Genomic DNA, 12,975 nt, shown 5'->3' on the forward strand with positions numbered 1-12,975 from the left:
GGTGGTGGCGGGTTTCCGCCAGCCTTACGCCGTTCCCACCCCTAGCGTCGGTGCCGTGCAAACCACTCTTTCGCCTGCCCCGCAGGTGCTGCGCGCGCCGGTCGTGGGGTTCCTGACGCTCGCCGCCGCCCTCGGCACGGCCACCCTCTACGCGCTGCAACCCTCGATCGCGGAGGTGGCGGGGGCGCTGCGGGTCCCGGCGGCTCTGGTCGGCTCGGTGCTCGCGTGCGGACCGGTCGGGTATCTCGCCGGTCTCGCGGTGCTGGTCCCGCTCGTGGACCGGTTCCCGCCGCGCACCGTGGTGGCCGCGCAGTTCGCCGCGCTCGCCGTCGCCCTGGCCCTGGCGGCGGCCGCCGGTTCCGCCGTGGTGCTCGGAGTGGTGCTCGCCGCGATCGGCGCCGGCTCCGCGGTGGGCGCGCAGCTGAGCTCGGTGGCAGGCCGGTTCGCCGATCCCCGGCGCCGGGCCACCGTCCTCGGGGTGGTGACCTCGGGTATCTCCGCGGGAATCCTCGCCGGGCGGATCGGTGGCGGCTGGCTGACCGGGCTGATCGGCTGGCGCGCCATGCTTCTGGTCTTCGCGATCGCGTGCGCCGCCATCGCGATCGCCGCCCGGTTGGCGCTGCCCGCCGCGGTGGGCAGCGCCGGAACCGGTTACCTGGCCACGCTGCGCGGGTTGCCGCGGCTCTACGTCCGTTTCCCGCTGCTGCGGCTCGCCGCCACCCGCGGCGCCCTCTGGTTCTTCGCGTTCTGCGCCGTGTGGGCGGGCATCGCGGTCGCGTTGTCCCAGCCGCCGTTCTCGTATTCACCGGAGCGGATCGGCGCGTATGCGGCGGCCGGGTTGCTCGGCATCGCCGGCACCCGGGTCGCCGGCCCCTGGACCGACCGGGCGGGGGCGCGACGGGTGATCCTCGCCGGACTCGCCCTCGCCGCCGCGTCGGCGGTGGCGCTCGCCGTGTGCCTGGCGAACACGGCCCTCACCCTGGTGTGCCTCGGCCTGTTCGACGCCGGGCTGTTCGCGGCCCAGGTGGCCAACCAGAGCACCGTGCTCGCGCTCGACCCGGCGGCGCCCGCCCGGTTCAACAGCGCCTACATGGTCGTCTACTTCGTCGGCGGCAGCCTCGGCACCGCAGCTGGTGCGGCCGCCGTGGGCTGGTTCGGCTGGCCCGCCACCGCGGCCGTCGGCGCGGTGGCGATCCTCGTCGCCGCGGCGATCACCGCGGCCCGCCGGTCCGCGGGTGTCACCCCTCGGTGACCGTGCCGTCGGCAACCGCCAGCCGGCGGGTGAGGCGCACCGCGTCGAGCATGCGGCGGTCGTGGGTCACCAGCAGCAGCGTGCCCGGGAAACCGTCCACAGCGGACTCGAGCTGTTCGATCGCGGGCAGGTCCAGGTGGTTGGTCGGTTCGTCGAGCACCAGCAGGTTGACCCCGCGCGCCTGCAACAGCGCCAGCGCCGCGCGGGTGCGTTCGCCGGGCGACAGGGTCGCGGCCGGGCGCAGCACGTGCGCGGCCGCGAGCCCGAACTTGGCCAGCAGGGTGCGGACGTCGGCGTCGGCGAACTCCGGGACCTCCCGCGCGAACGCCTCGGCCAGCGGGAGGTCGCCGAGGAACAACCGCCGCGCCTGGTCGACCTCGCCGACCCGCACCCCGGGGCCGAGCGCGGCGGTGCCCTCGTCCAGCGGGACCCGGCCGAGCAGCGCGGCCAGCAGGGTCGACTTGCCGGCGCCGTTGGCCCCGGTGATCGCGACCCGGTCCGCCCAGTCGATCTGCAGATCCACCGGCCCGAGCGTGAACCGGCCGCGGCGGACCACCGCCGACCGCAGCGTCGCCACCACGGTGCCGGCCCGCGGGGCCGCGGCGATCTCCATCCGCAGCTCCCACTCCTTGCGCGGCTCCTCCACGACCTCCAGGCGTTCGATCATCCGGTCGGTCTGGCGGGCCTTCGCGGCCTGCTTCTCGGTGGACTCGGCGCGGAACTTGCGGCCGCTCTTGTCGTTGTCCCCGGCCTTGCGGCGCGCGTTGCGGACGCCCTTCTCCATCCAGGCGCGCTGCGTCCGCGCCCGCGTTTCCAGCGCCGCACGGGTCGCCGCGTACTCCTCGTAGTCCGCGCGGGCGTGCCGCCGGGCCACCGCGCGCTCCTCCAGGTAGGCGGTGTACCCGCCGCCGTAGAGCCGCACCTGCTGCTGCGGCAGGTCCAGCTCCAGCACGCGGTCGACGGTGCGGGCGAGGAACTCGCGGTCGTGGCTGACCAGCACGGTGGCCGCCCGCAGGCCGGTGACGAACCGCTCGAGCCGGTCCAGCCCGTCCAGGTCGAGGTCGTTGGTGGGTTCGTCGAGCAGGAACACGTCGTAGCGGCTGAGCAGCAGCGACGCCAGCCCGGCGCGGGCCGCCTGCCCGCCGGACAGCGACGTCATGGGCTGGTCCAGGTCGACCGTCAGGCCCAGCTCCTCGGTCACCTCCGCCGCCCGGTGGTCGAGGTCGGCGCCACCGAGCGCGAGCCAGCGGTCGAGGGCCACCGCGTAGCGGTCGTCGGCACCCGCGGCTCCGGCGGTCAGCGCCTCGGTGGCGGCGTCCAGTTCCGCCTGCGCGGCGGCGACGGAGGTGCGCCGGGCCAGGAACGCACGCACCGACTCGCCCGGACGGCGGTCCGGTTCCTGCGGCAGGTGCCCGACCGTGGCGGTCGGCGGGGTGAGCCGCACCTCGCCGCGCTCGGGGCGGGCCAGGCCGGCGAGGATCCGCAGCAGCGTCGACTTGCCCGCCCCGTTGACGCCGACGAGCCCGACGACGTCGCCCGGCGCGACGACGAGGTCGAGGCCGGAGAAGAGGACGCGGGGCCCGTGCCCCGCGGTCAGGCCGGTCGCCAGGAGGGTCGCACTCACCCGGCAACCCTAATCGTTGCGCCAGACCTTGGTCGAAGGGTGACCAGGCGGCCGCCCCGACTCCGCGCCAGATGCGCGAGATACGCGTCGGCCACCTGACGGTGCCCGAAGACACCGTCCAACAGCACCTCGCCGTAGGACAACCGAGTCCGGCCAGAACGTGTGCCGGTCGCTGCGCCGCAACGCTGCCAGTACCGCTTGCGCACTGCCCGCGGTCTGCCCTTCCCGAAGCTACAGGCGGATCAGGCTGCCCTCGGTGATCGGGCAGGTGGCGAACGTGTCCTCGCTCTCGGTGAACCACGCCTCCGCGGACCGGTGGTGCACGTGGTCGGCCACCACCAGCGCGACCAGCACGTTGGCGTCGAGGAGGTGCGTCACTGATCGTCGTCCAGGGCACGAACGTCCTCGGTCGTGATGACCTTGCCCAGGCTGACCACCGGCAAGCCGGTGGACGGGCTCTGAGTCACCCCCGGCACCTTCCCCTGGCCCAGCCCCCGGCGCATGAGCTCCGCCACGATCTCGCTCAACGTGCGGGACGTGTCGCGAGCGATCGACAGCGCCTGCCGATGCAGTTCCTCGGGCAGATCAATGGTGGTGCGCACTCTTGCATCATGACACCTCTGCATCAAGATGCACACCGCTACTGGTCCCAGGTGAGCAGCATCCGCTCCGGCCCGCGGGTGACCATCCCTTCCTTCCACGCGACGCCCGCGTCGCCCTCGGCGAAACGCAGGCCGGGCAGGCGGCGCAGCAGCGTGCCCAGCGCGACCTGGAGCTCCATCCGGGCCAGCGGGGCGCCGAGGCAGTGGTGGACGCCGTGCCCGAACCCGATGTGCGAGGTGTCCCGGCGGCGCAGGTCCAGCCGGTCGGGCTCGGGGAAAGCGTTTTCGTCGCGGTTCGCCGAGGCGAGCGCGGGCAGGACCGCCTCCCCGGCCCGCACCGTCACCCCGCCCAGCTCGACGTCCTCCAGCGCGTACCGCGCGAAGCCGGCACCGACCCCCAGCGGCACGAACCGCATCAGCTCCTCGACCGCCTTCGGCACCAGGCTCAGGTCCGCGCGCAGCACCGCCAGCTGGTCCGGGTGCCCGAGGAGGGTGTAGACGAAGTTCGGGATCTGCGACGCCGTGGTCTCGTGCCCGGCGACCAGCAGCCCCATCGCGAGCATGACCAGTTCCTCTTCGGACAGCCGGTCCTCGTCGTCCCGCGCGGCGACCAGCCCGCTGAGGAGGTCGTCGCGCGGCTGCGCCCGCCGCTGCGCGATCAGGCCCTCCAGGTAGGCCCGCATGCGCCCGGTGCACTCCTGCACCTCCTCGGGCGGGTACTTCGTGGTGGACAGGAACGCGTCGGACCAGTACCGGAAGTCGCCGCGGTCGGCGTAGGGGACGCCGAGCAGCTCGCAGATCACGGTCACCGGCACCGGCAGCCCGAAGGACTCCACCAGGTCGGCCGGCGGGCCGGTGGCCACCATCTCGTCGACGAGACCGTCGGCGATCTCCTGCACCCGCGGTCGCAGTTGCTCGATGCGCCGCACCGTAAAGGCCTTCATGACGAGCCTGCGCAGGCGGCTGTGGTCGGGCGGATCCATGCTGAGGATGCCGCCGGGCAGCGAACGCTGCGGGCGCATGCGCGGCTCGTCGTGCTCCAGGCTCGCCGCCCGGCTGAACCGCGGATCGCCGAGCACGACCTTGACGTCCTCGTACCGGGTCGCCAGCCAGCCCGGTTCACCGTAGGGCAACCGCACCCGGACCAGCGGCTGGTTCGCACGCAGATCGGCGAACAACGGCTCCATGTCCAGCCGCTCCGGCTCGCCGAACGGGTAGCTGCGGGGTTCCGCGGTGGTCATCAGCAACTCCTCGGCGGGTGAACCGGTGGATTTCCCACCTCTGTCCAGACCATTGGACTGACCCGGCGCCGCGGCCGCAAGCCCCCGATCGCCGTAGCCGCCGGTCACACTCCGCGCTGGCGGGCACGCCGCGAATCAGCGGGTGCCGGCCTCCCGCACCAGCTCGATGGCCTTGCCGAGGGTGGCCAGCCGCGCGTCCAGGCCGTCCCCCGCCGGGTACAGGCGCACCGTGTCCACCCCGGCGTCCCGCCAGACCCGCAGCCGCTCGCGCACCATCGGCTCGGTCCCGATGAGCGTCGTGGCGAGGACCATGTCGTCGGTGACCAGCCCGGCCGCGCCGTCCCGGTCCCCGGCCTGCCACCGCTCGCGCACCTCGGCCGCGACCTCGGCCCAGCCCTGCCTGCTGTAGGCGCGGTTGTAGAAGTTGGCCGAGGCCGAGCCCATGCCGCCGAGGCTGAACGCCAGCTCCTTCTTCCGGCCGGCCACCATCGCCCGCAGCGCGTCCTCGTCCCGGGCGAACGCGACCTCGGCGCCCTGGCACACATCCAGGTCGGCCCGCGACCGCCCGGCGCGCGCCAGCCCGTCGTCCAGGTGCGCGAAGTACGCCCGCGCGGCGCCCTCCGGGACGAAACTCGTGCCCAGCCAGCCGTCGGCGATCTCCCCGGTCAGCCGGAGCATCGCCGGGGACAGCGTCGCCAGGTACACCGGGATCTCGTGCTCGGCGCGCATCGACAGCCGCATCGGCACCCCCTCGCCACCCGGCAGCGGGATCCGGTAGGCCGCCCCGTCGTAGCTGATCCGGCCGCCGTCGAGCACCCGCCGGACGATCTCCACGGTCTCCCGCACCCGGATCAGCGGCCGGGCGAACGGCACCCCGTGCAGCCCTTCGATCACCTGCGGGCCGGACGCGCCCAGGCCCAGCAGAAATCTGCCACCGGACAGATTGGACAGTGTGATCGCGGTCTGCGCCACGGCGACCGGTGTCCGGGTGCCCACCTGAATGATGCCGGTGCCGAGCACCATCCGTTCCGTGCGCGCGGCGAGGTAGCCCACAGTGGACGGTGCGTCGGAGCCCCACGCCTCGGCGACCCAGCAGACGTCGAGGCCGAGTTTCTCCGCCTCGACCACGAAGTCCGCGACCTCGCCGAAGCCGCTGGAGGCCTCGACGGTCGTCGCCGTGCGCATCAGCCTTCGGCCCGCCGCTTGAGGTGTTCGAGCGTGGTGGCCATGTTGCGTTCGAACTCGCGCAGCCGCACGAAGACGATCTTCTGTTCCTTGTCCGGCATCCGCTCGATCGCCAGCGACAGCCCGGAAGGACCCGGTCCCAGCTGCATCCACTGCGACAGCTCCGTGCCACCGTCGCGCGGGTCCAGCCGGAACCGCCAGAGCGCACTGGGCCGGTCCGGGTCCGCGACCGCCCAGGCGAACACCCGCCCGGGCTCCAGCTCCACGACGTGCGACGTGCTCGCCCACTCCCCCAGCGCCTCGTGCCGGCTCCGGCCCACGAACCGCGCGCCCAGTGCCGGCCCGGTCGCGCCGTCGAGCCACTCGACCGACTGGAGCTCCTCGCTCATCTCCGGCATCAGCCCGATGTCGGTCACCAGCGCCCACACCCGCTCCGGCGGGGCGGCGACCCACGTCCGCACCTCCACCGTCGGGGTGTCCGCGTAGCGCGCGCCCGTCCACTCCATCGCGGCCGTCCTCCTCGTCACCGGGTCCGGCCACCACAGTTGCTTAACGAGACTTAGCTTGTCAAGAACCTGTTCGGCACGTCCGGCCTGCTCCTGAGCCGTTCCGGGTAGCCGGGGCCCATCCGCATGGCGACCTCGCCGGCACGCAGCGGCTCGCCGCAGTGCGCGCACACCACCTCGCCGTGCGTGTCGTGGCCGCACGTGTCGTGGTGCAGGGTGATCGGGGCGCCCTCGTCCCCGGCCAGCCACCGGTCACCCCAGTGCGCGAGCGCGGCGAGCACCGGGAAGAAGTCCCGGCCTTTGTCCGTGAGCAGGTACTCGTGGCGGCGGGGTTCGTCCTGGTAGGGGCGGCGCTCCAGCAGACCCTGCGCGACGAGCCGGCGGAGGCGGTCGGTGAGCGTGTTGCGGGCGATGCCCAGGGACTGCTGGAAGTCGTCGAACCGGCGGATCCCGTAGAACGCCTCCCGCAGCACCAGGGGCGTCCAGGCATCGCCGAAGGTGTCCAGGCTGCGCGCGATGGAGCACGGCCAGTTCGCGAACGACGTCCTCTGCATGCGGCCAGCGTAGCCGGTTGCGAAGCGGAACTGTCCAGGTCAGCGGCGTGGCGGCGCGATGCCGACGAGCTTGGTGAGGAAGCGGTCGATCTGCTCGTCGGCCGGCGGCCACGGCAGGTCGGGCTCGTTGATCCGCTGCGCCAGCATCCCGTTGACGGCCGTGCGCAGGTCGATCGTCACCGTGGCCGCGTCGTCGGCGGGGGCGAGACCGGCGTCCATGCACGCCTGGACGGCGGCGGTGGTGCGGTCGACCAGCACCTGCTTGAACGGCATCCCCATCCGCCGGTGCACCCGGCTTTCGTGGAGCACCTTGTAGAGCCCGGGATGCTCACCGGCCCACGCGACCTGCGCGAGAATGCGGGCACGCAGTGCGGCCGCGGGGTCGGGACCGGCCGCCGCCGCGACGTCGCCCGCCTCCACGAGCTGCTCGTGGCAGCGCTGCAACACCGCGAACACGAGCGCGTCGCGGTCCGGGAAGTGCAGGTAGACCGAGGTCGCCGCGATCGACACCGCGCGCGCCACCGCCCGCAGCGACAACGCCTCGTCGTCGGCGAGCTCCTCGAGCATTTCCGCGGCCGCGGTGACGATCTCTTCGCGCAGCAGCTCGCCCTGCCCGCGCGCGTTCGGCCGCCGACGGGGTTTCGAGGTCTGTCCGGTCACCGGACCACTGTAGCTGGACAAACGTAGGGCTACAGCTGTAGTGTCATTCGCACTACAGCTGTAGCCCTACAGCTGTTCAGCCAAAGGAGTTCCCTTGAGCACGACGACCGAAGCGCCGGCCGGCAGCAACCTGGAGCGACTGGCCGCACGGGATCCGGTGTTCGCCCAGATGGTCGGTGCCACCGCCAGGCACGCACGGGCGATCCCAGAGCTGACCGAACGCGAAAAGACCTTCCTGTGCGTGGTCGCCGACGTCTGCCAGGCGAGCCTGGGCTTCGCCTTCGAGGCGCACGTCCGCACCGGCCTCGACCACGGCGTGTCCACTGCGGACATCCGGGCCCTGCTGCGCTTCATCTCCTACGACTGCGGCTACCACGCGGCGACCGCGGGCCTGCAACGACTGGCCGAATTCGAGGCCGAGCACGGCGTTCCGCAACCGGCGGCCGAACCGTTGAGCGAGGATCTGGTCACGACCGGCCCCGGCGCCGCACCCAGCCCGCTGCCGCCCGTGGTCCGCGCGCAACTGTCCGAACTGGACGACCACTTCCTCGAGCACTTCGACATGCAGTCGCGGATGCGCTCGGGCCACGGCCCCGGCACGCTGTCCGAACGGGAGCGCGGCTTCGCGAGCCTGAGCATCGACGTGCACTACCAGACGCTGGAGGAAACCTTCCAGGCCCACGTCGGCCGTGCCCTGCGGGGCGGCGCCTCCCGCGACGACGTCCGCGCCGCACTGCGCTTCAACTCGCAGTTCGGCGTCACCCGGACCTGGCAGGCGTGGAAGGCGCTCAACGCCCTGTTCGCCGCACAGGACTGACCATCGGTGCCCGTGCCGGCGACGTGGCCGGCAAGGGCGTCACCGCGCGGGCGGCGCCCAGCCCGCGGCGGCGATGGGCGGCCGGCCAGGTCCGGTGATCCACCGGAACGGCGGGGTCGTCTCGATCCGCAGCTCCTCGTGGAACGGGAGACAGCGGAAGCGGTAGCGGGACGATGCCGCGGGGCACGCTCCCACCGCTCCGGCAGCCCGCCCGGTTCCCCGTCGAACTCGCAGAGCACGGTGACCCCGGGGATCCGGTCCACGGACAGGAGACCCTGCGCTTCCTCGCACACGACGACCAGGACGAGACTCCCCGGGCCGGGTGGCGCGGACCGGATCTCGTGCTGCACGACGGCGCGGCGGCTCGTGCGCTGCGCCGCCAGCCGGTGCGCGCGCCGACGAGCGTCGCGATCGCGTCGGACCACCGGCGTGCCCGCAGCGCCGGCTCGCTCTCGCCCGATTCCACCGGCCCCTCCCGATCGCCGCCCCGGGACGTCGTCGGCGCCGGCGAACCTCGACGAGCACTCGCTGTTCAAGGACAGCGAGGTCAACGTCGCCACCGACGACCGAAAGCTGATCGCCCGGTGCGCGGTCTGCTCGTCGACGGCTGACCGTTCTCCCGGTGGCGTGCCGGCCACCGGGAGAACGGTCAGCGGCGCTCAGGCGGCCGGCCCGGCGGGCGCTGCCCCCGGCGTCGCCGGTCCGACGTGGATCGAGTGGCTCTCCGGCGTCGCGTCGACCGGGCCCAGCGTCCAGGTGACCGTGATCCCCCGGTCCTCCGGGTGTTCCGGCTCGACCGTGACGGCCAGCGGTGTCTGCTGCCGTTCGGGCGAGACGACGGTCCACGTCAGCTGCACGTAGGCCGAGGCACCGTCGCGCAGGTACACCGCCGGCGAGTCCGCCGGCGCGTCGTTGGCGACCAGCACGTCGTGCGCCCCGACCAGACCCACCGGCACCACACCGGGGATCACGCAGGCCGCCCCCGGCTTCGCGGTGAACTGCAAGTACCCGCCACGGGTGCCGGCGGCCGCACCGCCGTAGCTCAGCGTGCTGTCCACCTGCTGCGTGTCCGTGCACCGCGGAACGGCCGACTCCGCCTGGGCGGTTCCGACGGCCACCGTCGCGACAGCCGCCGCGGCGACGGCCACGGCCCCCGTGCGGCACACCATCCCGGCACTCCTCATCGATCTCCCCTTTCAAGTGAGCGATTCACTTCGTCCACCTACATCCGGTAAGACGCTCACGGCGACGGGGCGGTGCGCCGGTGTGGGATTGGCCGCAACGAGGCAACCCCGGCCGGCCCGGCGGATCGCGGCCGGCGGCGTTAGCGTGGACGACGTGCGCGTGGCGACCTGGAACGTGAACTCCGTGAAACAGCGGATACCGCGGCTGCTGCCGTGGCTGGACCAGCGGCGCCCGGACGTGGTGTGCCTGCAGGAGACCAAACTGGCCGACGAGGCGTTCCGCGAGCTGCTCGGCGACGAGCTCGCCCAGCGCGGGTACGAGGTGGCGCTGGCCGGGGAACCGCGGTGGAACGGGGTCGCGATCCTGTCCAGGGCCGGGCTGGCGGACGTGGTCACCGGCCTGCCCGGCGCGCCCGGTTTCCCGCACCCGGAGGCCCGCGCGGTGGCCGCGACCTGCGGCGGCGTGCGCGTGCACTCGCTGTACGTGCCGAACGGCCGCACCCCCGGGTCGGAGCACTACGAGTACAAGCTGGCGTGGCTCGCGGCGTTGCGGGACGTCGTCGCCGGCGGGCCGGAGGCGGTCCTGCTGTGCGGCGACATGAACATCGCACCCACCGACGCCGACGTCTTCGACCCCGCGGCGTACGAGGGCCACACCCACGTCACCCCCGCGGAACGCGCCGCGCTGGCCGAGCTGACCGGACTCGGCCTGCGCGACGTCATCCGGGACCGCTGGCCGTCCGAACGCGTCTTCACCTACTGGGACTACCGGGCCGGGATGTTCCACCAGGACCTCGGGATGCGCATCGACCTGGTGCTCGCGTCGGCGCCGGTGGCGGGCCGGGTTGCGGCCGCGTGGGTCGACCGGCACGCCCGCAAGGGCACCGGGCCGAGTGATCACGCGCCGGTGATCGTCGACCTGGACGACGCCCCGGACGGCGACATCGGCCCGGTGGTTCCGCCCCCGTCCGCGCCCCGGGCACGGCGGGGGCGGGTCACCCTGCCGCAGTCGAAGTGATCGCCATCGGTCAGGGCACGCGCGACGTGCGCAGGACGCTCAGCCGTCGTGCAGGATGACGCCGCGGATGTTGCGCCCGGCGTGCATGTCGGCGTACGCCTGGTTGATCTCGTCCAGCCGGTAGGTGGTGGTGATCAGCTCGTCCAGTTTTAGCGTGCCGGCCTGGTACATCCGCGCCAGGCGGGTGATCTCGTAGGACGGCGTGCCCATCCCGAAGATCACCCCCTGGATGCGCTTCTGCATCATCGACAGCGCCCACAGGTTGATCGGCAGGCCCTCGTCCCGCACGTCGCCGATGCCGGTCACCACCACGGTGCCGAACTTGCCGATCGCGTTGACCGCCTGGGCAACGTGCTCACCGGTGGTGACGCCGACGGTGACGATCGCGGAGTGCGCGCCCTGGCCGTTGGTGACCGACCGGGCGAAGTCCGCGGCCTCGCCGAGGTCCCCGAACGCGCGCGTGGCGCCGAACTCCAGGGCTTTGTCCCGTTTGGACGCCACTGGGTCGACCGCGATGACGTGCGCGGCGCCCCGCGCCCGGGCGCCCTGCACCGCGTTCATGCCCACGCCGCCGACGCCCATGACGATCACGGTGTCGCCGGCCGAGACCTCCGCGCCGTACTCGGCCGAGCCCCAGCCGGTCGGCACACCGCAGGACAACAGCGCGGCAACGGGGAACGGGATGCCCGGGTCGATCCTGGTCAGGGAGTACTCGGGCACGATCGCGTGCTGGGCGAAGGTGCCGACCATGGTCATCTGGGCGACGTCGGCGCCGTCCAGGTGCGCCCGGTAAGTGCCGTCGGTCATGCAGCCGGTGAGCGCGTACATGCCGAGGTCGCAGAGGTTGCCGCGGCCGGACGAGCAGGCCTCGCACCGCCCGCAGGAGGGCACGAACTGAGCCACGACGTGGTCGCCGACGGCGAGGTCACGCACCCCGGGGCCGACCTCCTCGACGACGCCCGCGCCCTCGTGCCCGCCGATGAGCGGCAGGTGGGGGGTCGGCATGTCCCCGGTGGTCGCGTGGTCGTCGGAGTGGCACAACCCGGCCGCGGCGAAGCGCACCCGGACCTCGTGCTCCTTCGGCTCGTCCAGGTCGATGTCCACGATCTGCCACTTGCCCGGCTGTTCGAGGAGCGCCGCCGCACGGGTTCGCATCATTGCCCACCTTCACCTTGACCAGACGCCGACCTGGCGAAGGTAGAACAGGTTCTAATTGTCGTCAAGGAGCCCAGGGGCACGCCCGGCCGTTACCCCGCAGGTAATGGACGCTGCTCCGGCTGTTCCGGAGGATCGGGTGGACACCGACGGAAAGGACGGACGCCATGACCGCCTACGCACTCGCCCACCTGATGCCCGCCGAGCCGCACCCGGACGTCTGCGAGTACCTGGAGCGCATCCAGGCCACGCTCGACCCGTTCGGCGGCCGGTTCGTCGTGCACGGCGCGGCCGTCGAGGTCCGCGAGGGCAGCTGGCCCGGCCACCTGGTGATCATCGAGTTCCCCACCCTGGCGGACGCCCGCGCCTGGTACGACTCCCCCGCCTACCAGGCGATCCTGCCGCTGCGCGCCGACCACATCGACGGCGACCTGCTGATCGTCGACGGGGTCGGGCCCGGGCACGACTCGGCCGCGATGGGACGAGCCATGCGTGCGGCACTGACGTAGTGCGCGGCCGGCACCGGGGTGTCGAGTCCGGCGCCCGCCGTTCGTCCTCGGGAGGTCATCGCGGGGAAAGGAGTTCACGGTGGAGCCGATGGATGTGCTGGAGCAGTACCGGCGCGCGCAGGACGGGCTGGACGGGGTGCTGGCGGCGGTGCCGGCCGGCCGGTGGGACGCGCCGTCGAGGTGCGCGGAGTGGTCGGTGCGCGACGTCGCCGGGCACCTGATCTGGGGCCAGTGGCAGATGCGGTCGTGGGCGACCGGTGAGGCCGACCCGGACCGCGCGGGCGCGCCGGGTTCGCCGCACCCCGGCGCGCTGACCGGGGACGATCCGGTGTCCGCCTGGCGTGCCGCGCGGGCGGCCTCGATGCCCGAGCTGACCGGGAAAGCGCTTGCGCGACCCATCCGGATCACCGGGATCGGGGACGTACCGCTGGCCGCGGTGGTGCCGCTGATCATCACCGACACCATCGCGCACACCTGGGACATCGGGCACGCACTGGGGATGGACGTCCGGGTGGACGCGGACCTGGTGGCCCTGGCGGACGACTGGGCCCGCGCCCACGTGGTGCGGCGGCCCGGCTTCTTTGGACCGGAGGTGCCGCCCCCGGACGGGGCGGACGCCCAGACCCGGCTGATGGCGTTCCTCGGCCGCGCCGCCTGAACCGGAAGCG

General features: G+C 73.1%; 15 protein-coding genes. 5 read left to right on the plus strand and 10 right to left on the minus strand.

From position 1 onward, the window contains the following. Positions 1-55: 55 nt before the first annotated feature. Positions 56-1,252 (plus strand): MFS transporter, encoded by a 1,197-nt coding sequence (locus tag FHX46_RS19330; protein ID WP_313886191.1) that lies wholly within the window; start codon positions 56-58, stop codon positions 1,250-1,252. Here FHX46_RS19330 and FHX46_RS19335 read toward each other — a convergent pair. From FHX46_RS19335 to FHX46_RS19370, 8 genes are all read right to left on the minus strand, one after another. After that, positions 1,239-2,876 (minus strand): ABC-F family ATP-binding cassette domain-containing protein, encoded by a 1,638-nt coding sequence (locus tag FHX46_RS19335; RefSeq protein WP_167116954.1) that lies wholly within the window; start codon positions 2,874-2,876, stop codon positions 1,239-1,241. The two genes, FHX46_RS19330 and FHX46_RS19335, sit on opposite strands and share 14 nt — an antisense overlap. A 231-nt stretch (positions 2,877-3,107) precedes the next feature. Further along, positions 3,108-3,254: a PIN domain-containing protein gene (locus tag FHX46_RS28890; RefSeq protein ID WP_279589475.1), complete on the minus strand. Its 147-nt coding sequence runs from the start codon at positions 3,252-3,254 to the stop codon at positions 3,108-3,110. Continuing rightward, complete coding sequence (locus tag FHX46_RS19345; protein ID WP_167116957.1) at positions 3,251-3,478, minus strand: antitoxin; 228 nt, start codon at positions 3,476-3,478, stop codon at positions 3,251-3,253. The genes FHX46_RS28890 and FHX46_RS19345 overlap by 4 nt, the downstream gene beginning before the upstream one ends. Before the next feature lie 38 nt (positions 3,479-3,516). Further along, a complete protein-coding gene (locus tag FHX46_RS19350; protein ID WP_167116960.1) occupies positions 3,517-4,719 on the minus strand; it encodes a cytochrome P450 in 1,203 nt (400 codons plus the stop codon). Between the two features lie 135 nt (positions 4,720-4,854). Then, positions 4,855-5,904: an LLM class flavin-dependent oxidoreductase gene (locus tag FHX46_RS19355; RefSeq protein ID WP_167116963.1), complete on the minus strand. Its 1,050-nt coding sequence runs from the start codon at positions 5,902-5,904 to the stop codon at positions 4,855-4,857. After that, positions 5,904-6,410, minus strand: coding sequence for an SRPBCC family protein (locus FHX46_RS19360; RefSeq protein ID WP_167121566.1), 507 nt, complete (start codon positions 6,408-6,410; stop codon positions 5,904-5,906). The genes FHX46_RS19355 and FHX46_RS19360 overlap by 1 nt, the downstream gene beginning before the upstream one ends. A 53-nt stretch (positions 6,411-6,463) precedes the next feature. Next, positions 6,464-6,964: a winged helix-turn-helix transcriptional regulator gene (locus FHX46_RS19365; protein ID WP_167116966.1), complete on the minus strand. Its 501-nt coding sequence runs from the start codon at positions 6,962-6,964 to the stop codon at positions 6,464-6,466. 39 nt (positions 6,965-7,003) lie between these two features. Then, positions 7,004-7,624, minus strand: coding sequence for a TetR/AcrR family transcriptional regulator (locus FHX46_RS19370; RefSeq protein WP_167116969.1), 621 nt, complete (start codon positions 7,622-7,624; stop codon positions 7,004-7,006). 94 nt (positions 7,625-7,718) lie between these two features. On the opposite strand from FHX46_RS19370, the gene FHX46_RS19375 reads away from it, so the two are divergent. After that, on the plus strand, positions 7,719-8,441 hold the full coding sequence (locus FHX46_RS19375; protein WP_167116971.1) for a carboxymuconolactone decarboxylase: 723 nt from the start codon (positions 7,719-7,721) through the stop codon (positions 8,439-8,441). Between the two features lie 659 nt (positions 8,442-9,100). Here the strand turns inward: FHX46_RS19375 and FHX46_RS19380 are convergent. Next, positions 9,101-9,625 (minus strand): DUF4232 domain-containing protein, encoded by a 525-nt coding sequence (locus FHX46_RS19380; RefSeq protein WP_167116974.1) that lies wholly within the window; start codon positions 9,623-9,625, stop codon positions 9,101-9,103. A gap of 145 nt (positions 9,626-9,770) precedes the next feature. Between FHX46_RS19380 and FHX46_RS19385 the strand changes: the two genes are divergently transcribed. After that, the gene (locus FHX46_RS19385) at positions 9,771-10,643 is read left to right on the plus strand and encodes an exodeoxyribonuclease III (RefSeq protein WP_167116977.1); all 873 of its coding nucleotides are present in this window, start codon (positions 9,771-9,773) and stop codon (positions 10,641-10,643) included. 39 nt (positions 10,644-10,682) lie between these two features. Here the strand turns inward: FHX46_RS19385 and FHX46_RS19390 are convergent, their stop codons facing one another. Continuing rightward, on the minus strand, positions 10,683-11,801 hold the full coding sequence (locus FHX46_RS19390) for an NDMA-dependent alcohol dehydrogenase (protein WP_167116980.1): 1,119 nt from the start codon (positions 11,799-11,801) through the stop codon (positions 10,683-10,685). A gap of 164 nt (positions 11,802-11,965) precedes the next feature. Here FHX46_RS19390 and FHX46_RS19395 point away from each other — a divergent pair, with 164 nt between their 5' ends. Then, positions 11,966-12,307: a DUF1330 domain-containing protein gene (locus tag FHX46_RS19395; RefSeq protein WP_167116983.1), complete on the plus strand. Its 342-nt coding sequence runs from the start codon at positions 11,966-11,968 to the stop codon at positions 12,305-12,307. Positions 12,308-12,395: 88 nt separating this feature from the next. Continuing rightward, the gene (locus FHX46_RS19400; RefSeq protein WP_167121567.1) at positions 12,396-12,965 is read left to right on the plus strand and encodes a TIGR03086 family metal-binding protein; all 570 of its coding nucleotides are present in this window, start codon (positions 12,396-12,398) and stop codon (positions 12,963-12,965) included. The last annotated feature ends 10 nt before the right edge of the window (positions 12,966-12,975 follow it).

The sequence above is a fragment of the Amycolatopsis viridis genome, assembly GCF_011758765.1.
Classification (GTDB): Bacteria; Actinomycetota; Actinomycetes; order Mycobacteriales; family Pseudonocardiaceae; genus Amycolatopsis_E; species Amycolatopsis_E viridis.

Coding starts and splice junctions, on each gene's coding strand:
- FHX46_RS19365 (WP_167116966.1), bottom strand. CDS start 6,964: ATGCAGAGGACGTCGTTCGCGAACTGGCCGTGCTCCATCGCGCGCAGC.
- FHX46_RS19360 (WP_167121566.1), bottom strand. CDS start 6,410: ATGGAGTGGACGGGCGCGCGCTACGCGGACACCCCGACGGTGGAGGTG.
- FHX46_RS19355 (WP_167116963.1), bottom strand. CDS start 5,904: ATGCGCACGGCGACGACCGTCGAGGCCTCCAGCGGCTTCGGCGAGGTC.
- FHX46_RS19400 (WP_167121567.1), top strand. CDS start 12,396: ATGGATGTGCTGGAGCAGTACCGGCGCGCGCAGGACGGGCTGGACGGG.
- FHX46_RS19390 (WP_167116980.1), bottom strand. CDS start 11,801: ATGATGCGAACCCGTGCGGCGGCGCTCCTCGAACAGCCGGGCAAGTGG.
- FHX46_RS19395 (WP_167116983.1), top strand. CDS start 11,966: ATGACCGCCTACGCACTCGCCCACCTGATGCCCGCCGAGCCGCACCCG.
- FHX46_RS19380 (WP_167116974.1), bottom strand. CDS start 9,625: ATGAGGAGTGCCGGGATGGTGTGCCGCACGGGGGCCGTGGCCGTCGCC.
- FHX46_RS19350 (WP_167116960.1), bottom strand. CDS start 4,719: ATGACCACCGCGGAACCCCGCAGCTACCCGTTCGGCGAGCCGGAGCGG.